Source organism: Rhodococcus wratislaviensis, assembly GCF_900455735.1.
GTDB classification, from domain to species: Bacteria; Actinomycetota; Actinomycetes; order Mycobacteriales; family Mycobacteriaceae; genus Rhodococcus_F; species Rhodococcus_F wratislaviensis.
Window position 1 is genome coordinate 421,819 of the sequence record NZ_UAUI01000024.1, and the last position, 19,131, is coordinate 440,949.

Consider the following 19,131-nt stretch of genomic DNA (forward strand, 5'->3'; position numbering starts at 1 on the left):
TCCGCCACCCGTGAGTACTTGTTAACGCCCGGCGGTTAAGAAGTACTCACGGGACCGAAGGTCACGACCGCGGCGACGTCGTCGAGGGAGAGGTCGAGAACCCGGGCGACCGCGGCGATCGTGAAGAACGCGGGTGTCGCGATGCGTCCGGTCTCGATCTTCCGCAGGGTTTCGACGGAGATGCCGGCGTCGAGTGCGACCGTGACCATGCTCATGTCTCCCCGCGCGGATCGCAGCAGCTCACCCAGCCGCTGCCCGCGTTCGAGTTCCTCTGCTGTCAACGGCACACGCACCATGTGCCATATAGTAATACCGGTATAGAAATTGGATCCGGTGTGGAGGGTGAGTTGTGGTCGAGTTGAAGACGGCGGCCGAGGTGCAGGCGATGCGCGCGGCCGGCCGGGTGGTGGCCGACGCTCTGGCCGCCGTGCGTGAGGCGGCCGCGATCGGGGTGACGCTCCAGGGCCTCGATGCGGTGGCCGCCGCAGTGATCCGGGACGCGGGGGCCGAGCCCGTGTTCCTGAACTATCACCCGAACTGGGCGCCCAGCCCGTTCCCCGGGGTGATCTGCGCGAGCGTGAACGACGCGGTGGTGCACGGCATTCCCGGCGGCTATCGACTCCGCGACGGTGACCTCGTCAGCATCGACTGCGGCGCCAGGCTGGCCGGCTGGTGCGGGGACGCCGCCGTGAGTTTCGTCGTGGGCACGGCGGACCCGGCCGACGTGGCACTCGTCGAGGCCGCCGAAGCCGCTCTCGCGCACGGCATTGCGGCCGCGCGTCCGGGAAACCGGTTGGGAGACATCGGTGCCGCCATCGGGCTGTACGCGCGCGGGGCGGGGTACGGGATGCTCGCCGACCACGGCGGGCACGGCATCGGCAGGCAGATGCACGAAGATCCGCACGTGCCCAACGAGGGACGCGTCGGGAAGGGAATGCTGCTGCGTCCGGGGATGGTGATCGCGATCGAACCCATGCTCATCGCCGACGGCACCGACGACTACCGGCACGAGGCCGACGGCTGGACGCTCCGCACGGCGACGGGAGCCCGTGCCGCGCACAGCGAGCACACCGTCGCCATCGGTGAGGACGGGCCGGAAGTGTTGACGCGGTAGGACTTTCCTACGTCAGTGCTCGCACGTCCCACACCCACACGCCGTCGACCGGCTTCGCGGGCGCCCCGACGAGCTGCTGGACCGTCTCGCGCAGAACGCGGTCGTTCTGGGTGTGCGGCAGGACCAGGACGTCGGCGTTCCAGAACGTCAGGTCCGTCAGTGCCTGGGCTTTCGTCGCCTCGTCGATGGCAGGCACCTGGCCGGACGACTGTGCGGACGCGAGCAGTAGTGCGGTGGGGCGGTCGTCGGGCCCGTACTTGCCCCGGTCCTCGCTGCCGGCCGGGCCGACGAAATACCCACCGGCGATGGGGAATGCGAGATCCTGCTCGGTCTGCCAGCGCAGCATCCTCGCGTTCTCCGGGGAGGGGAGCGGCACCGTGACGACGGAGCCGTCGGTGACGTACTCCCGCCACGTGCCGTCGGCGAAGAAACTCGGTGCGGTGTCGCGCTGCACCACGGCGAGCGGCGTGGGCGCCAGCGGAAGCAGCGCCACCGCGAGCCAGCCGACCCACAGCAGGGTAGTGGTCCGCTGGCCCTCGCGGGCGGACGCCAGGGCGCGGTCGGTGCCCAGCGCGAGCAGCAGGGCGGCGGCGGGCAGGCAGCCCATCGCGAATCGCGATTCGAGTACGGATTCGAGGAGCGGCAGGTGTGAGATCAGCTTCCACGGCAGGGGAATTCCGGTGTCCCAGCCGCCGATCGTCAGCGATGTCCCGAGCGACAGGACGCCCATCACGGCGACCGTCGCGGCCGCGGCGCGAGCGAGCGGCATGCGCCACAGCCACAGGGCCGACAGGCCGAGGAGGATCAGCAGGGGCCAGCCGAAGTACGCGTTCTCCTCGGTGGCGTTCATGCTGAACTCGGCGGACCCGGGCTCGCCTGCCAGCGAGGACGTCGGAAAGCTGGTGAACGCTTCGGTGTCGTTGCCGACCGGGCCGTGTTCGATCGCCCGGTAGCTGTCGGGTCCGAAGAACTGCCACCACAGCGGCACGGCGGCGATGGCCAGCGCGAGGCCGCCCGCGATCGCGAAACCCTTGATGCTGCGCTTGGCCGCCGCGAATGCGGCACGCGGACGCGACACCGCGTAGGCGGCACCGAAGACGGCGAACGCCAGCGCGTAGATCAGCAGGGGTTCTTCGCCGAGGAAGATCTGATAGGCGATCAGCAGGCCCAGTGCGATGCCGTCGCGCACCGGGCGCGCCCCACTGCCCAGCCTGATGACGGCCAGCGCGATGAACGGCAGCAGGAACAGGGCGACGAAGTTGGGGTGCCCGTTGGTGTGCGAGATCAGCGCGGGAGCGAAACCGCACAGGCCACCGCCGACGGCGGCCGCGAGTCGTGACGACACGACGTGCCGCGAAAACACCCAGTACCAGGCAATTGCGGTGCCCGACAGGCCAAGTGTGAGAGCGAGAGTGAAGGTGACGTTCGGTCCGAACAGCAGCGTGACGGGCGCCAGCGGAATGCTGATGCCGAACATCGCCGTGTTGCCCATGAGATTGACGCCCAGCGGGTAGTTCTGCAGGTCGCTGGAGAGGGGATTCTCCAGATGGACCAGTGAGCGTGCGGCGACCGCGAAGAACCACTCCCACATCGTCTGGTCCTGGCCGCTGCGCACCAGATAGCCGGTCCCGAGGTGTTTCCACTGGCGGGCCAACACGAATGCCGCGAGGCCGACATAGAAGACGACCGCTGCGACATCGGCCGGGTGCGGCCGGAGACGGGAGCGGAGAGGGCGAGTAGTGGTGCTGGTGCTCTCGGCCTGCCGAGTGGTCTCGACCTGGGTGAGTATCTCAGTCACGCAGCTGCGCCTCCGGTTCTCGGGTCGATGTCAATCGACCGAGGGTACCGGAGGTCGCTGAGAGCTTCCTGGGTTGCGATCGCGTGATTGTTGCGTGTATCACATCAAGTTGATTTGTGAACTTCTGATCAATACAGGGATATTCTCCTGCCCCACTGGTTACGCTCAGCATGCTTTTTCGTATCGGTTGCAGTGCACTCTGAATGGGGTCGGCATGACGGACATCAGCACATCTCGATTTGGGTACAAACGGTTTACACGCTCGGTGGCAGTCGCAGGCATCGCCGCGCTCGCCATGGTCATGGGCAACGGCACCGCGTCGGCCGGCGTGGACAATTCCAGCTCCGTGATCGACGCACGAGGAAATCGCATCGAAGTCGTGCAGGGCGACACGGTGTATCAGACGGTACCGCCGCTGGACGGCGTACCCACCAGCGTGGAGTTCTTCCACAACGGTTACGCGGGGGTCGCGATCACCGGGCCGAATTCGGAGGAGTTCGAGGGAACTCAGCTCACCGTCGGTTATCAGATCGGTTACCCGGTCGCCCTGGCCGGAGCGACGATCGTTCTGAACACGCCCGGACTCGGGTTCGCGATCGGGTCGAGCAACGGAATCGACCTGGGCCTCGTTCCGGACTTCACACTGGGTCTGAATGCGGGGACGAACGTCGAACTCGCCGGTGACATCATTCCGTCGCAGGAACTCGACATCGACCTGGAGCCCGGTGGAATCACCACCGTCCCGATCCTCGAGGGTCAGGAGTTCGACGGATCGGCCGCTGTGGTCAGGATGCAGGGAGTTCATGGCTCCATCTCCGGTGCTATCGGGCCGGTCACCATCCGTCCGTACGCAATGGCCGTGACGGAGAACGGTGACACCGTGATGACTTACGGTGTGCCGCAGAAGCTCAACTAGGCAGCCCGCCCGACAGGGTGCCTGACAGGGGTCGCCGGACTGATGTCCGGCGACCTCTGTCGACTGACAAGGACGACGACGTCGCCTGTGATCCACACGGCGGCGCCGAGTAGGGCGATCACGAAAAGCACCCAGTGCCCGACGTAGACACCGACGATCGCTCCGATCGTCGCGGCGAGTCCGGCATGCACGACCACCTCACCGCCGGCGGTGCCGAGTAGATAGTCTTCGGCACCGCTACCGGCACGTCGAGGCTCCACTGCATCCGGCATGACCGCTCCTCGCGACGACCCGACAATTCCCCTCGGGGCGCGGAAAATACCCGCCTCCCTGATTGGGTGCGGGGTTCCCGCGGGTAAGGCGAGGTAAACGTGAACAGACCGATCAGTTTCTTGTGACGACCACGAACGGTCCGGTCTCCGACACCGTGAATCGCGGGTCGTCGAACAGTTCCTTCGGGAACGTGACCGTGTAGCGGCGCACGTTGGGATCGTTGGGATATACGTCCTCGGCGAGCCGCAGCGTGTACCCGTCGGGGCCCTGGCGGAACACGAACGCGTCGGGGGCGCGCCATGGCGCCGTGTCGAGTGCGGCCACCAGCTGGTCGGGGGTCTCGAACTCGCTCCACTCCGCGATGGTGTGGGCGCGTCCGGCGAAGTCCGCCAGGGGATTCGAGTAGTGCGACGTCAGCGCCTGGAACCCGAGGTAGGGGTAGAAGCTGAGGAAGCTGGTGTCGGCGGTCAGCACTACGGTGTCGTCGCGGTCGCGGGGGACCTGCGCCTGGATCAGCTCGTCGACTGCCGCGTAATGGGCGGCGGCGCCGGGTGGGCGCTGGTCGGCGCGTTCGCCGTTGCCGTCGGTGTCGGTGTAGGCGACGGCGATGTCGGAGTCGAGGAACTTGGGGATGTTCTGGACGAACGACAGCGCGCCCAGCACGCCGATCACCAGGACCGCCCCCTTGACCCGCGGGTTGTCGCTCGTCGCGAGCACGAGCCATCCTGCGAATTCGACGAATCCGAAGACGCCTGCCGCGCCGAGCAGGACGATCAGCACAGGCTCGAGCCGGAACGAGAGGAGGGTGCTGCCGAGCACGGTGAACGCCATCGACAGCAGCGACCACAGGTAGATGGCCACCACTCCGACGCCGAGTGCCTGCGCACGCCGCGACGTCGACGCGCGGGCGACGAGCCAGACGGTGCCGAGCAGGCACAGTGCCCCGGTGAGGGAGAAGTGGATCATCGGCAGCGGCAGATGCGCGCCTGCCTCGGGCAGATAGTGCAGCGCTGTTCCCGACGCGGCGGGCGAACCGCCCACGACCTTCAGCAGATACGGCAGCCAGACGGTCAGCGCGAGAAGGCCGGACACGGCGGCGATCACGATCAGCCGGACCAGCGGATCGAGCGCCGCCCGCCACGACTTCCGGGCACGTATCCGCAAGGTCGCGGCCAGCAGCGCGAGCAGGGTGATCGCGAAGGCGGCGAGTCCGAGATACAGCGTGTAGAACGTGGCGGCGAGGCCGAGGAACAGTCCGGTGCCGATCACGGCACCCCAGCCGCCGCGCCCGTCGACACGATTCAGCCCGCCCCAGGCGAGGACGAGCGCGGGACCGATCAGCAGGGTGATGACGGCGCCGTACGGTTCTGGTGACCCGTAGGCCAGGACGAGCGCCGCGGTCGCGAGGGACACGACGATGGCCAGGTCGTGGCGGATCAGGTTGCTCCACAACACCAGTGCCACGACGGCGGCGACGGCGAGCGAGGCGATGGCGTACGGCTTGAACGCTTCCCAGCCGCTCGTGCCGAGGAGGTTGGCGACGCGCCCGCCCACCCAGAACCAGCCGGCCGGGTAGTACGGCGGAAGGTCGGCATACGTCATGTCGCGCAGCGCCGCCGAATCGGTCAGCCGCGTGAGGTACTCGGTGCGGAACTCCTGGTCGACGGAGACGCCGTGCAGGTACAGCTTGGTGGCCGCGAGGGGCAGGCCGAGGGTGACGGTCACGAAACCCGACAGGCTCGCCCACGACAGCAGCCGGGCGAACCGTGGAGCTCGGTGCAGTCGGACGAGCAGCACCGACACCGCGATACCCGCGATGGCGACGACCTGGCCGACCGTGGTGACGGCCTGGGTCACGTTGGACGAGTTGAACGCCGGCCACTGCACACGCGCGAACGCGAACAGTCCGACCGCCGCCACCACTGCGGCCACGACGGCCCCCAGCAGCATTTCGACAGCTGTCGACAGGGACCGTCGGGCCGGTGCTACGTCTGCTTCCGTCACGAGGGCGAAGCTTAGATGGGCAGCTTCTTGAAGATCGGTCGCGGGATGTGCCGCAGGATCATCATCACGTAGCGGAAGGCGCCGGGCGCCCACACGAGTTCCTTGCCCTTTTCCGCCGACGTGACGGCGAGCTTGGCCACGTCTTCCTTGTTCACGGTGAGCGGGGCTTCCTTCACGTCCGCGGACATGCGGGTGCGGACCTGGCCGGGACGGATGACGAGGACGCGCGGACCGAACTCACGCAGCGCCTCACCGAGTCCGAGGTAGAAACCGTCGAGTCCGGCCTTGGTGGATCCGTACACGAAGTTGGAGCGGCGCACGCGCTCGCCCGCGGCCGACGACATGGCGATGATCTGGCCGAAGCCCTGTGCTTTCATCTTCTCGCCCACGAGCACGCCCACCGACACCGCGGCCGTGTAGTTGACCTCGGCGATCTGGACGGCCTTGCGCTGGTTCTGCCACAATTCCTCGGCGTCGCCGAGCAGGCCGAACGCGACGATGGCGACGTCGACGTCGCTCTTGGCCCACGCCTCGTCGATCACCTTCGGGTGGCTCTCGGTGTCGACGGCGTCGAAGTCGATGACGTCGACGGCGTTGGCGCCGGCCGCTTTCAGCTGGGCGACGGCGGCATCGCGACCGGGATCACCCGGCAGCGCGGCGAGGATCACCCGCATCGGCGCCTTCTTCAGGTACTCCTCGCAGATCGCGAGACCGATCTCGGAGGTGCCTCCGAGCAGCAGGAGAGTCTGGGGGTTCCCGACAGCGTTGATCACTAGAGTTCCAACCTTCTGGACATATCGGAGGCGAAGACATTGGTGGGGTCGTACTTGCGGCGGGTGGCGATCCACTCGTCGATCCGCGGGTACATGGCGTGGAAGGTCTCGGCGGTGGTGCGCGAGTCCTTGGCCGTGTAGAGACGGCCGCCGAACTTCAGGACCCGCTTGTCGAGTTCGGTGACGAACTCGTTCAGGCCGGGCTTGATGCGGAAGTCGACGCAGATGTTCCAGCCCGGGATCGGGAAGCTCAGCGGGGCCTGGTTGCCCTCGCCGAACAGCTTGAACACGTTGAGGAACGAGTAGTGTCCCGACTTCTGGATGTCGCGGATGATGGCCTTGAACTCCTCGACCGCGGTGGTCGGCACCACGAACTGGTACTGCAGGAATCCGTTCGATCCGTAGGCGCGGTTCCACTCACCGAACATGTCGAGCGGGTGGTAGAACTGCGTCAAGTTCTGAACCTTGTCGCGGTAGGTGCCGGACTTCCGGAACCACAGCTCGCCGATCATCGAGAAGTTGAACTTGTTCGCGAGACCGTTCGGGAAGACGTCCGGGAACGTCAGCAGCTGCGGGGCGTCGAACGCGAGGGGGTTCTTCTGCAGCTTGGCCGGCAACTGGTCGAGCTTCGCGAGCGAACCACGGGAGATCGCGGCGCGACCCAGCTTCGGCGGCGCCGCGATGGCGTCGAACCAGGCGCTCGAGTACTCGTAGTTGGATTCGCTGCCGTCGCTGTGCAGCGCGATGGTCTCGTCGAGCGTCTGGGTGACGTCGCCGTCGGCGATGAAGTACGCCGTCTCGGTGGGCGTCATCTTGATGGTGGCCTTGAGGATGATGCCCGTCAGGCCCATGCCGCCGATCGTCGCCCAGAACAGTGCGCCCTTGGGGTCGTTTCGGCCGCCCTTCGGCGTGAGCGTGCGCACCTTGCCGTCGGCGGTGAGCAGGTCCAGCGACACCACGTGGTTGCCGAAGCTGCCGGCGCTGTGATGGTTCTTGCCGTGGATGTCGGAGCCGATGGCGCCACCGATGGTGACCTGCCGGGTGCCCGGCAGCACCGGAACCCACAGGCCGAACGGCAGGGCCGCCTTCATCAGCTGGTCCAGGTTGACGCCGGCATCGACCTCCACCAGGTGGGTGTCGCGGTCGATGCGGTGGATCTGGTTCAGCGCATTCATGTCGATGACCAGGCCACCGGCGTTCTGCGCCGGGTCGCCGTAGGAGCGGCCGAGGCCACGGGCGATCACCCCACGCTGCAGGTGAGCGGGCTTCGACTCGTTCTGCTCCGCGACCTGGGCGACCGCTCGCGCGATCACTTCCACGTCGGGAGTGGACAGCACCTGCGCGGTGGTGGGCGCGGTGCGTCCCCAGCCGGTGAGGGTGCGGGTCTGTGTGGGGAGCGCCTGGGTGGGCGTCTCTTCTGCTGTCGTGGACATCGAGGTAGAGGGTACCCGGAGGCCGCGCCCGCGGGCCCGTGCGTGCATATCCACCGCGGGCGGTCGACAAGTGCTCATGGGGCGCTAGCCTCGTCGTCGTGTCAGAAACCCAGCCGAGTCACGAGCACGAACCTCACGTTCCGCTCCCCGTCGAGATCCCCGTCACCGAGAACATCGCGGACGACGCACTGGACCTGAAGACGCAGATCATCCGTTTCGTCCTGACCGGTGGATTGTCGGCGATCGTCGACTTCGGCCTGTACTTTCTGCTGTTCGAGGTGGTCGGGCTCCCCGTGAACGTGGCGAAGTCGATCAGCTTCATCGCGGGCACCACCACCGCGTACCTGATCAACCGCCGGTGGACGTTCAAGGCCGAACCCAGCCGTGCCCGCTTCGTCGCCGTCGTCATCCTCTACGCGGTCACGTTCGCCGTCCAGGTCGGCCTCAACTGGGTGATGTACCACGCGTTCCCCGACGAATGGTGGCGTCTGCCGCTCGCGTTCGTCATCGCCCAGGGCACGGCGACGGTCATCAACTTCGTCGTGCAGCGCGCGGTGATCTTCAAGATCCACTAGGGCCGCTGCTGGGCAACCACACGGCAATGCCCCGACGGGTGCTGTGATGACCCGGATCCGGGTGTTTCGGTAACGACTCAGCAACTTCTGTGGCGCGGCAGGCGTGTTCGGTGAGAATCGATCAATGCTGATTGTTCTCGACACCTCGGCCGTCACACGAGACGCGCGCTTCGAGACGTTCGTCCGTGATGTCCTCGACCAGGGCAGCCGGGTACTCGTTCCGCGCCTCGTCCTCGTCGAGGTCGCGCACCGGTACCAGCGGGAATCGGTCGCGATGATCGACGCCCTCACCGTCCAGGCGCGGATGTACGACCGGCTCGGGCTCCGGGAGGACCTGTCGGTGTTCGTGGAGGCCGCCCGGGCCAAGGCCGACGGGTACGTCGACTCGCTCGCCCGGCAGCTGGAGGCGATGGGCTGCGACGTGATCGAGCCGGCGCACACGTCGCACCTCGAGATCGCCGGGCGCGAGTTGCAGCGTCGTCGCCCGTACGTGGACAGGAAACGGCACGGCTACACCGCCACGGTGAACTGGCTGACGGTCCTGGACATCGCCGATCGCCGCCCGTCCGAGGACGTGGTGTGGGTCAGTGCGAATTCGCGGGCGTTCGGTAGCGGCGAGCCGTCGACGTGGCACGACGAGATCCGGGCCGAGCTGCAGGAACGTGGTCTCGAGCACCGGGTGCGGTGGGTGGTCGAGCTCGACGACGTGGACCTCCGGGACACGGACGTGCCTCGCCGCGAGCGGACCTTCGACCCGATCCCGGCCCCACCCGCCGTGTTCGCAGCCGCGGTGCCGGCTCCCCTCCCGCCCCGGCCGCCCGTAGCGGCTCCCGACCCCGTGGAACCCCCTGCCCCGGCCGCGACGCTGCCTCCCGTGCACGTGGCACGACCCCGGGTGGCGCCGCAGCGGATCCTGCCCTCGGGCAACGCGGACACCGGCGGACGCCGCGGCATCGGCAGGATGATGGGCGGACGAAAGCGCAAGGTCACCGTGGTGGATGAGCTCGACGAACTCGATTTCGGCTGATTCACGCACAATTTCCCCGCCCGCCATGCCCGCGATAACGATTTCGGGCAACGGGCATAACGACTTGGGGCCGAAGCCACCATGAGTGATACACGACCGTGGCGGGTACTCCAAGGTTGAAGTTACGTATCCGTCAACGGCGACGGGTATCGGCGACCAGGGGAGAAGGCATGAAATCTGTGCCGAACGACCGCAAGCCGTCCGCGCAGCAGCGGAGCGGGACACCGATCGTCCAATACCGTTCGGGGGCGAGGCTCGCGGGGCCGAGTATCGAATCCCAGGTTCTCTACCAGGCGTGCAGGTGGTTTCTCCGGCCTGTGGTGCGGATTGCCCCGATCAACGAATCGGCGATTCGCCGGGCCGCGTTGCTGGACATGGCTGCGGGGATCCGTCCGGCTTCCGGTATTCGCCGCCAGAAGGTGCGACTGCCCGGATTCGATGCGGAAATCGTGCGCGCGCCGGGGGTGTCACCGGATCTGAGTGACGGCGTCGTCCTCTATCTGCACGGCGGGGGATTCCTGTGCTGCGGGCTGAACACGCATCGGCCGGTGGTCGCGACGATCGCGAAGCTGACCCGGTTGCCGGTGATGCACGTCGGCTACCGGCAACTGCCCGACACGAACATCAGCGGTTCGGTCGACGACTGCCTGACGGCGTACAAGTGGTTGCTGGAGAACGGAGCCCGCGCGGGCGGGACGGTGTTCGCCGGTGATTCGGCGGGTGGATTCCTCGTCTTCGCGACCGCGCTGAAGGCCCGCGAGGAGGGCGTCGATCTGCCCGCCGGCCTGGTCGGACTGTCGCCGCTGCTGGACTTGGACTGCGCCGACAAACTGGTGCATGCCAACGCTGCCCGCGACGTGTTCGCGCCCGTGGAGGCGCTCGTCACCATCGGCAAGCTCGGTGGCGAGGTGGACGGCGTGCTCGACCCCGCGCTGTCGCCCGTGAACGGAGCTCTCGAGGGTCTGCCGCCTGCGCTGCTGGTCGCTGCGGAAGGTGAGGTGCTGCGGTCGGATTCGGAGCTGATGGCGTATCGACTGAGTGCTGCGGGTGTTCCGACGACGCTGCAGATCTGGGACGGCCAGGTGCACGCGTTCCCGGCGTTGTGGCCCGGTCTGCCGGAAAGTCGTGCGGTGCTTCGGCGTATCGCGCGTTTCGTCGCGACGCGTGTGCGGCCGGAGGACGGTGTCGCCCGGGACAAGACCGCCTGACTACCGCGGCGGGCCCTTCTCGAGCACGATCGTCGTCGATCGCTGTTGTCCGCTGTCGTCGAACCAGCGCACCGCGACCTCGTCGCCGGGGTGCCGTGCGATCATGCGTTCGCTGAGATCGTCCGAGGACCGGACGGGTGTGCCGTCGAATTCGGTGATGACGTCGCCGATCTCGATGCCCGCGGCGTCGGCGGGGGTGCCGATGCTGACCCAGAGCACCTCGGCGCCCCGAGCGTCGTCGGTGACGCTGATCCCGAGGAGGGGGGTGTCGCCGATGTGCACGGTGGCGGACGGGGTTCCGGCGCGGACCTGATCGACGATCGTCATCGCGGTATCGATGGGCACCGCATACGATCTCGGCTGGGTGGGAGCCGGTTTCGTGGGGTCGGAGTCGGCGTTGCCCGCGGTGTTGACGCCGACGACCGTGGCGGTGGCGTCGACGAGGGGGCCGCCGGAGTCGCCGGGACGTACCGCCGCGTCGATCTGGATCAGCCCGTTCAGCCGGTTCCGGGAGCCGTCGGTGGAACTGCGGGCGGTGATCGTCTGCCCGACGTCGGTCACGAACCCCCGGGCCGCCACCGGAACTCCGCCTCCCTCCGCGTTACCCACCGCGGTCACCGGGTCACCGATGCCGACGGTGGTGTCCTTCGCGAGGGTCGCCACCGGGAGGTCGCCCGCGCCCTGGAGCCGGAGTACCGCGACATCGCGCGAGCTGTCGTACCCGAGTACGTCCGCGACGTACTCCGCACCGTTGCCGAGGCTCACCGCGCTGATGTCGAGGGCGCCGTCGATCACGTGGTGGTTGGTGAGGACGACGCCGTCGGGGGTGAGCACTATCCCCGTGCCCGCGGTTTCGACGAGACCCGAATCCGCGACGAGCGTGACGATCGCCGGGATCACCCTGGCCTCGACCTCCTCCGGCGTCAGGACCACCGGCGGCGGCGGAGGAGGCGCGGCGGGCTGGGCGACCGTCGCCGCGGGCGGTCCCGGTTCGCGGACCGGTGGTGCGCTCAGCAGCAGGCTGCCGATCACCGCCGTGGCCACGGCGAGGACCGTTGCGGCGCGGGGCGTCGTCATGCCCGGATGTCGTCGTCGCGGAGTCGGTTCAGGACTGTTTCAGCGACCCCCAGCCGTGCCAGGTGTCGATCTCGATCCAGGCGCTGACCCGTTTCCGGTCGCGGACGGGGTACGGCTTGCCGGTGTAATGCGTGGCGAGGCGGTCGATGTCGGCGAGTTCGCTGTCGTCGACGAATTCGGTCACCCGGCCCTGGACGCTGACGTGGGTGATCCAGTCGTCGGGGTCCATCGCGGTGAGACTGACGCGGGGGTCGCCGCGCAGGTAGTCCAGGCGTCGACGCTCGGCGTCCATGTTGACCAGCACCCTGCCGTCCTCGAACAGGTACCAGGTGGCCACGGACACGGGCTGGCCGTCGGGTCGGACGCAGGCGATGGTGGCGTAATTGGGCCGAGCGAACATCTCGGCGGCTTTCGGTGTCAGAGGTGGCTTCGACATGTCCGAAAGATACTCCTGAGGCCTCCCGGCCTGTGCGTGGTTGACGAGTCCGGGCGCTCGTCAACCACGCACGGGGCAGGCGGCGGTGGACTCGCGGACGACGAGGGTCGGGGTGAACGAGAGCTGCTGGTGCCGGTGGGTGTCGGGATTGTTGACCTGATCGAGCAGAAGCTCGGCCGCCGCTCGTCCCAGTTCGTTCCGCGGCTGGGCGACGGAGGTCAGCGGCACAGCCGCGCCGGCGGCGTAGTCGATGTCGTCGTACCCGACGATCGCGAGGTCTTCGGGCACGCGCTTGCCGTGCTGGATGAACTCCTGGAGCACACCGAGTGCGAGCAGGTCGTTGGCGCAGAACGCCGCCGTGGGTCGCTCGTCACCCGACATCGCCAGGATCTCGCGGGCCGCCTGGGCGCCCGCCTCGATGCTGAGGGACCGGGTGGCGACGGTGCGCATGCGTGTGTTCGCCGATTCCGCGACAGCGCTGAGCGCCCCGTCCCGGCGGTCGCGGACCTGCCTGATGGTGTCGGGTCCGCCGACGAACGCGAGGTTCCGGTGCCCCTGCTCCATGAGGTGGCGGGCGGCGATCCGGCCGCCGTGGACGTCGTCGACGGCGACGGAGGATCGGCCGGGTGTGCGGGACCCGCGGTCGAGCAGGACCACGGGTGTGCCCTGACGGTCGAGGTTGGCGAGCATGGGGGTGCTCTCGCCGGTGGGGCAGAGCAGGATTCCGTGGACGCGTTGTTCCATGAGCTGGCCGAGTTGCCGGTTCTCGCGTTCTTCCGATTCGCCGGTGCTGACCATGACCATCAGCAGCTCGTTCGCCTCGGCGACTTCCTCGGCGCCCGACGCGACGTCGACGAAGAAGGGGTTGCGCGCGTCGAGGACGACGACGGCGAGCATCCGCGACTGGCCGGCGCGGAGTTGGCGGGCGGCGTCGTTGCGGACGAAGCCGAGCTGGGTGATGGCCGCGTGCACTCGCTGACGGGTCGCCTCGGACACCAGTTCGGGGTGATTGAGCACGTTGCTGATCGTTCCCATCGAGACGCCCGCGAGTGCGGCGACCTCGCGCATCGACGCTGCCATTCGATTCCCCCTTCAGCCGGCTCGTTCGACAGCGCACATTGTCGCGTCGGCCGGTGCCCGAGAACAATCCGGCGTTCTTGAATCGCTTCAGACTCAGTATCGCCGTCCGCGCGGGCGGAATCAACACCGGCTGCCAGGAGAGACGATGTGAAGCGGCCAGCAATGGACCTGGCGTGCTTTTATAACGATAAGGTCACGGCGGCGACCGGCTTTGCCGAACCTCTTGACTTGTGGCGCCTATCACTCCTAGCTTCATGAACGAGAAATGAACCGTTTCAATCGGAGGTGCTGAATGAGCGTCCCCCCTGCGGTGCCGTTGCTGGAAGTGCGGGACGTCACCAAGTCCTTCGGCAACGTCGCTGCTGTTCAGGGTGTGTCGTTTCCGCTCTACGGCGGCGAGGCACACGCCCTCGTCGGAGAGAACGGTGCAGGCAAGTCGACCATCGTGAAGATGCTCGCCGGCGTGCACGGCCCCGACACCGGATCGCTCCTCGTCGGCGGCGAGGAAGTGTCGCTCGGGTCGCCCTCGGACGCCAAGGCCCGGGGCATCGCCGTCATCTACCAGGAGCCGACGCTGTTCCCCGACCTCACCATCGCGGAGAACATCTTCATCGGCACCCAGCCGCGGGCCCGGTTCGGAATGATCGACCGCGGCGCGACGAACACCGCCGCCCGCGCGCTGTTCGACCGTCTCGGTGTCCCGATGGACCCGGACCGGCTGGCCAGCGGACTCTCGATCGCCGACCAGCAGCTCGTCGAGATCGCGAAGGCGCTCTCCACCGACGCCAACGTCATCGTCATGGACGAGCCGACCGCTGCGCTGTCCGGCAACGAGGTGGAGCGGCTGTTCAAGGTCGCCCGGTCCCTCTGCGCGTCCGGCGCGGCGGTCATGTTCATCTCGCACCGCTTCGAGGAGATCTTCGCGCTGTGCCGGCGGGTCACCGTCATGCGCGACGGACGGCACATCGCCACCTCGGAGCTGGCGGGACTGACGGTCGACGACCTCGTCCGCAGCATGGTCGGCCGCGACCTGGGTGCGCTGTTCCCGAAGATCGACGTGGAACCGGGCGCCGTCGTCCTCGAGATCGAGAACCTGTCGCGTGCAGGGGTGTTCTCCGACATCAGTTTCCAGGTCCGGGCCGGTGAGATCGTGGCGCTGTCCGGGTTGGTCGGTGCCGGCCGGTCCGAGGTCATGCAATCGGCGTTCGGTGTGGACCCCCGCGACAGCGGAGACGTCCGGGTGCGCGGCAAGAGTCTGCGCAAGGGCAACCCGAAGGCCGCGATGCGCGCGGGAATGGCGCTCGTCCCGGAAGACCGTCGCCAGCAGGGCCTGATCCTCGACATGTCCATCGAGCGCAACGCCACGTTGACGCGGTCGTCCGCTCTCGCGCGGTTCGGCTTCCTCGTCGGGGGAAGGGAGCGCCGGTCGGCATACGAGTGGACGAAGAAACTGCAGACCAAGTACGCGCGCATCACCGACCCCGTCGGGGTGCTGTCGGGTGGCAATCAGCAGAAGGTCGTGCTCGCCAAGTGGATGGCCACCGCGCCGAGCGTCCTGATCGTGGACGAACCCACCCGCGGAATCGACGTCGGCACCAAAGCCGAAGTGCACCGGATCATCTCGACGCTCGCCAGTGAAGGCGTCGCTGTCGTGATGATCTCCTCCGAACTGCCGGAGGTGCTCGGAATGGCCGATCGCGTCCTTGTGATGAGGGAAGGACGAATCGTGTCGGAACTGAGCAGGTCCGAGGCCGACGAGGAGAAGATCATGTTCGCTGCAACGGGTTCGGAGGCCGCCGCATGAGCGCACCCACCCGCGTCGCGCCATCAGGCGCCGCGAAGCCGTCGGTGAAGTCGGACGCGGGGCCGTCCCTGATCGAGAAGGTGCTGCAGGTCCGTTCGCTCGGCATCCTCGCCGCGCTGATCGTGCTGGTCGTGGTCACCACGATGCAGAACAGCAATTTCCTGTCCTCCCAGAGTATTCGCGACATCCTGCTGGCGGCATCGATCGTCGGAGTTCTGGTGGTCGGGCAAACCGTCGTCATGATCACCAAGAACATCGACCTCTCGGTCGGCTCGGTTCTCGGCCTGTCGGCGTTCGCCGCGGGCAGTGTCATGAAGGGCGCCGACGGGGCGCCGATCGTGGTGGGGATTGTCGCGGGTATCGCGGTCGGCGCGATCTGCGGACTCGCCAACGCGCTGCTGGTGCGGTTCGGCGGCGTTCCCGCACTGGTCGTCACGCTCGGCACGATGTACATCTTCCGGGGCATCGCCTACCTGTGGGCGGGCGGCGAGCAGATCACCGCCGACGAGATGCCGTCGAACTTCCTGAAGCTCGGTACTGCAACACTTCTCGGTGTCCCCGTGCTCGTCGTCGTCGCGATGGTGGCGGTCGTCCTCGCCGGGGTGTACCTCCGCCGGTACCGCAGCGGCCGCGACCTCTACGCCATCGGGTCGAACGGCCACGCCGCCGAACTCGCGGGCATCGCCGTCGGCAAGCGCATCCTGCTCGCGTTCGTCTTCTCCGGGGCCATGGCCGGAATCGCCGGGGTCATGTTCGCGGCGCGCTTCGGGACCGTCGACGCCGCCGCCGGATCCGGCTACGAGCTCAACGTGATCGCGGCCGCTGTCGTGGGCGGTGTGGCCGTGGTCGGTGGCGTCGGCACCGTCTGGGGAGCCGCGCTCGGCGCGCTGCTCCTGACCACCATCAACAGTTCGCTGCCGGTTCTCCAGATCAACCAGTTCTGGCAGCAGGCCATCGTCGGTGCGCTGATTCTCATCGCCATCGCGGCCGATCGGCTGCTCGCGGTGCGTGCCGCACAGCAACTTCGGAAGAGGAGCGCTCATGTCGACTGACACCATCGAGCCGGCGGCGACCGCACAGCCGGACACCGCGGGTCGGACGTCGACGGTCAGCCGCGTCCGCGAGTTGCTCGCCGGCTGGGATTCGGCGATCATCGCCATCACGGTCGTCGTGCTGGTGGCCGCCTCGGTCACCAACCCCGACTTCGGGAGCAGCCGGAACTTCACGTTCCTCGTCCTCGATCTGGCGCCGATCTTCCTGATCGCACTGCCGATGACGTTCATCATCATCACCGGGGAGATCGACCTGTCGGTGGCGAGCGTCCTGGGGCTGAGCGGCGCCGCGATGGGCTGGATGTGGAACAACGGCTTCGCCATCGAGATGATCATCCCGATGTGCATCCTGCTCGGCTGCGTCCTCGGTGCCCTCAACGGTTTCCTCGTCGCCAAGCTGGGGCTGCCGTCCCTGGCCGTCACGATCGGTACCCTCGCCCTCTTCCGTGGGCTCGCGTTCGTCCTCCTCGGTGACCAGGCGGTGTCCAACTTCCCGCGTGCGTACACGTCCTGGGTGACGGGAACCGTCGGGGGCACGTCCATCCCCAATCTCGCCATTCCGCTGGTCGTGGCGGCTGTCGTGTTCGCGGTGATCCTCCAGGCCACCCCGCTCGGCCGCGACATCTACGCCACCGGCGCCAGTGACACGGCCGCACGCTTTGCGGGAATCGACGGGGCGCGGCTGAAGTTCTGGCTCTACGTGGTGTGCGGGGCGGTCGCCGCCCTCGCCGGAGTGCTGTGGAGTCTGCGGTACTCGAGCGCCCGGGCCGACAACGGATCCGGTCTCGAACTGGCCGTGGTCGCCGCTGTGCTCCTCGGCGGGGTGTCGATCTTCGGCGGCAAAGGCCGACTGGCCGGCGTGCTCGCCGCGGTGGTGCTGCTCGCCACGCTGCAGAACGCGCTGCGCCTCGAAGACATCTCGAACGAGGCGCTCACCATCGTCACCGGCGTTCTCCTGATCGTGGCCGTTCTGCTCCCGAACCTGCTGAAGACCGTGCGGGCATCCGCGCAGCGTCGAAAGCTGCAGAACGCCTCCTGAATTCCCCTGCTCCACAGCTCTTTCTCACTTCAGCGTTCGCAGTGACGCGAACACGAGGAAAGGATCCACCATGACCCGATTCCGCCGGACCTTCGTTCCCCTGGCGGGGATCGTCGCAGTCTCGATCGGACTGACGGCCTGCGGCGGCACCACCCAGGATTCGGCGTCGAACTCGGGCGGTGGCGACCGCGCCACCGGTACCGCGAACCCCGACGCGCCGATCCAGGACGGTCTGCAGGTCGCGTTCCTCCCCAAGCAGCTCAACAACCCGTACTCCGACATCGAGGTCGGGGGCGGCAAGACCGCAGTGGAGGAGTTCGGCGGCGAGTACAAGCTCGTCGGCCCCAACGATGCGAGCGCGTCCTCGCAGGTGTCCTACATCAACACGCTGATCCAGCAGGGCCAGAACGTGATCAACATCGCGGCCAACGATCCCAACGCCGTGTGCCCGTCGCTGAACCAGGCCCGCGACGCCGGCATCAAGGTCGTGACGTTCGATTCGGACGCGGCCGAGGACTGCCGCGACCTGTTCATCAACCAGGCCACCACCCAGGGTGTCGGTGAGACGCTCGCGAAGATGACCAGCGAGCAGATCGGCGGCACCGGCAAGATCGCGGTACTGTCCGCCACCCCCAACGCCACCAACCAGAACGCCTGGATCGAGGTGCTGAAGGCCGAGCTCGCGAGCAAGCCGGAGTACCGGAACATCGAGCTGGTGGCCACGGTGTACGGCAACGACGACGACCAGAAGTCGTTCCAGGAAACGCAGGGCCTCCTGCAGACGTACCCCGACCTGAAGGCGATCGTGTCGCCCACGACGGTCGGCATCGCCGCGGCGGCGCGCTACATCTCGTCGTCGAGCTACAAGGGCAACATCGTGCTCACCGGACTCGGCACCCCGAACCAGATGCGGGAGTACGTGAAGAACGGCACCGTCAAGGAGTTCGCCCTCTGGGACCCGACCAACATCGGCTACCTCTCCGCCTACGCCGGTGCCGCGCTGGCGTCCGGTCAGATCACCGGCGCCGAGGGGCAGAAGTTCACGGCAGGCAAGCTCGGCGAGTACACGATCGGCGCAGGCGGCGAGGTCGTGCTCGGCCCGCCCACCGTGTTCGACGCGAACACCATCGACCAGTACAACTTCTGAACCGTCCGATGAACAAGTACTGCTTCACCCTGCAACTCCGGCCGGACCGGATCGACGAGTACGTTCGCCGTCACGCCCAGGTCTGGCCGGAGATGCTCGAGGCCCTGAAAGCCAGCGGGTGGCACAACTATTCGCTGCACATCCGGCCGGACGGGCTGATCGTCGGCTACGTCGAGTCGGCCGATCTCGAACAGGCACAGGCGGCGATGGCGCGCACCGACGTCAACCGGCGTTGGCAACACGACATGGCGCCGTTCTTCGCGCTCGACGGTGTGGCCCCCGACGAGGGATTCACGCTCCTCACCGAGATCTTCGACCTGGACGCCCAGCTTCACACCCATCTCGACCACACGATCTCCACCGAAGGATGATTCA

At 67.5% G+C, this 19,131-nt stretch carries 19 protein-coding genes; 10 read left to right on the forward strand and 9 right to left on the reverse strand.

Annotated elements, in window-relative coordinates:
- Positions 1-35: 35 nt before the first annotated feature.
- Positions 36-296 carry a helix-turn-helix domain-containing protein gene (locus DTA22_RS27740; RefSeq protein WP_005572349.1) on the reverse strand — a complete coding sequence of 87 codons (261 nt, stop codon included), beginning with the start codon at positions 294-296 and terminating at the stop codon, positions 36-38.
- Positions 297-349: 53 nt separating this feature from the next.
- Between DTA22_RS27740 and map the strand changes: the two genes are divergently transcribed.
- Positions 350-1,114, forward strand: coding sequence for a type I methionyl aminopeptidase (gene map, locus DTA22_RS27745; RefSeq protein ID WP_112301594.1), 765 nt, complete (start codon positions 350-352; stop codon positions 1,112-1,114).
- A gap of 7 nt (positions 1,115-1,121) precedes the next feature.
- Here map and DTA22_RS27750 read toward each other — a convergent pair whose 3' ends face one another.
- On the reverse strand, positions 1,122-2,912 hold the full coding sequence (locus DTA22_RS27750; RefSeq protein ID WP_037228189.1) for a glycosyl transferase: 1,791 nt from the start codon (positions 2,910-2,912) through the stop codon (positions 1,122-1,124).
- Positions 2,913-3,126: 214 nt separating this feature from the next.
- Between DTA22_RS27750 and DTA22_RS27755 the strand changes: the two genes are divergently transcribed.
- Entirely contained in the window at positions 3,127-3,828 is a 702-nt protein-coding gene (locus tag DTA22_RS27755) for an MspA family porin (protein WP_112301595.1), read from the forward strand.
- On the opposite strand, the gene DTA22_RS27760 is transcribed toward DTA22_RS27755, so the two are convergent.
- The 4 genes from DTA22_RS27760 to DTA22_RS27775 all read right to left on the reverse strand — a co-directional run bounded on the left by DTA22_RS27760 (position 3,825) and on the right by DTA22_RS27775 (position 8,311).
- A complete protein-coding gene (locus DTA22_RS27760; protein WP_037228185.1) occupies positions 3,825-4,100 on the reverse strand; it encodes a hypothetical protein in 276 nt (91 codons plus the stop codon). The two genes, DTA22_RS27755 and DTA22_RS27760, sit on opposite strands and share 4 nt — an antisense overlap.
- Positions 4,101-4,212: 112 nt before the next feature.
- Positions 4,213-6,105, reverse strand: coding sequence for a galactan 5-O-arabinofuranosyltransferase (locus DTA22_RS27765; RefSeq protein WP_174233874.1), 1,893 nt, complete (start codon positions 6,103-6,105; stop codon positions 4,213-4,215).
- Positions 6,106-6,116: 11 nt separating this feature from the next.
- Positions 6,117-6,878, reverse strand: coding sequence for a decaprenylphospho-beta-D-erythro-pentofuranosid-2-ulose 2-reductase (locus tag DTA22_RS27770; RefSeq protein ID WP_037228180.1), 762 nt, complete (start codon positions 6,876-6,878; stop codon positions 6,117-6,119).
- On the reverse strand, positions 6,878-8,311 hold the full coding sequence (locus tag DTA22_RS27775) for an FAD-binding oxidoreductase (RefSeq protein ID WP_005248821.1): 1,434 nt from the start codon (positions 8,309-8,311) through the stop codon (positions 6,878-6,880). The genes DTA22_RS27770 and DTA22_RS27775 overlap by 1 nt, the downstream gene beginning before the upstream one ends.
- A gap of 98 nt (positions 8,312-8,409) precedes the next feature.
- Between DTA22_RS27775 and DTA22_RS27780 the strand changes: the two genes are divergently transcribed.
- The 3 genes from DTA22_RS27780 to DTA22_RS27790 all read left to right on the forward strand — a co-directional run bounded on the left by DTA22_RS27780 (position 8,410) and on the right by DTA22_RS27790 (position 11,121).
- Positions 8,410-8,886, forward strand: coding sequence for a GtrA family protein (locus DTA22_RS27780; RefSeq protein WP_112301596.1), 477 nt, complete (start codon positions 8,410-8,412; stop codon positions 8,884-8,886).
- A gap of 124 nt (positions 8,887-9,010) precedes the next feature.
- Positions 9,011-9,913 (forward strand): PIN domain-containing protein, encoded by a 903-nt coding sequence (locus DTA22_RS27785; RefSeq protein WP_112301597.1) that lies wholly within the window; start codon positions 9,011-9,013, stop codon positions 9,911-9,913.
- Positions 9,914-10,083: 170 nt separating this feature from the next.
- Positions 10,084-11,121 (forward strand): alpha/beta hydrolase, encoded by a 1,038-nt coding sequence (locus DTA22_RS27790; protein ID WP_037228176.1) that lies wholly within the window; start codon positions 10,084-10,086, stop codon positions 11,119-11,121.
- On the opposite strand, the gene DTA22_RS27795 is transcribed toward DTA22_RS27790, so the two are convergent.
- The 3 genes from DTA22_RS27795 to DTA22_RS27805 are packed head-to-tail and all read right to left on the reverse strand — an operon-like array spanning position 11,122 to position 13,714.
- Positions 11,122-12,198, reverse strand: a complete 1,077-nt coding sequence (locus DTA22_RS27795) for a S1C family serine protease (RefSeq protein ID WP_112301598.1) — start codon at positions 12,196-12,198, stop codon at positions 11,122-11,124.
- Positions 12,199-12,226: 28 nt separating this feature from the next.
- Positions 12,227-12,634, reverse strand: coding sequence for a TIGR03618 family F420-dependent PPOX class oxidoreductase (locus DTA22_RS27800; protein ID WP_037228172.1), 408 nt, complete (start codon positions 12,632-12,634; stop codon positions 12,227-12,229).
- 60 nt (positions 12,635-12,694) lie between these two features.
- The gene (locus DTA22_RS27805; RefSeq protein ID WP_112301599.1) at positions 12,695-13,714 is read right to left on the reverse strand and encodes a LacI family DNA-binding transcriptional regulator; all 1,020 of its coding nucleotides are present in this window, start codon (positions 13,712-13,714) and stop codon (positions 12,695-12,697) included.
- Between the two features lie 292 nt (positions 13,715-14,006).
- Between DTA22_RS27805 and DTA22_RS27810 the strand changes: the two genes are divergently transcribed.
- The 5 genes from DTA22_RS27810 (at position 14,007) to DTA22_RS27830 (ending at position 19,127) form a co-directional block, all read left to right on the forward strand.
- Positions 14,007-15,518, forward strand: a complete 1,512-nt coding sequence (locus tag DTA22_RS27810) for a sugar ABC transporter ATP-binding protein (RefSeq protein ID WP_112301600.1) — start codon at positions 14,007-14,009, stop codon at positions 15,516-15,518.
- Complete coding sequence (locus tag DTA22_RS27815; protein ID WP_112301601.1) at positions 15,515-16,570, forward strand: ABC transporter permease; 1,056 nt, start codon at positions 15,515-15,517, stop codon at positions 16,568-16,570. Before DTA22_RS27810 ends, DTA22_RS27815 begins: the two co-directional genes overlap by 4 nt.
- Positions 16,560-17,609, forward strand: coding sequence for an ABC transporter permease (locus DTA22_RS27820; RefSeq protein WP_037228163.1), 1,050 nt, complete (start codon positions 16,560-16,562; stop codon positions 17,607-17,609). The genes DTA22_RS27815 and DTA22_RS27820 overlap by 11 nt, the downstream gene beginning before the upstream one ends.
- 70 nt (positions 17,610-17,679) lie before the next feature.
- Positions 17,680-18,756: a rhamnose ABC transporter substrate-binding protein gene (gene rhaS / locus DTA22_RS27825; protein WP_037228161.1), complete on the forward strand. Its 1,077-nt coding sequence runs from the start codon at positions 17,680-17,682 to the stop codon at positions 18,754-18,756.
- 8 nt (positions 18,757-18,764) lie between these two features.
- Positions 18,765-19,127 carry an L-rhamnose mutarotase gene (locus DTA22_RS27830; RefSeq protein WP_037228159.1) on the forward strand — a complete coding sequence of 121 codons (363 nt, stop codon included), beginning with the start codon at positions 18,765-18,767 and terminating at the stop codon, positions 19,125-19,127.
- Positions 19,128-19,131 lie beyond the last annotated feature (4 nt).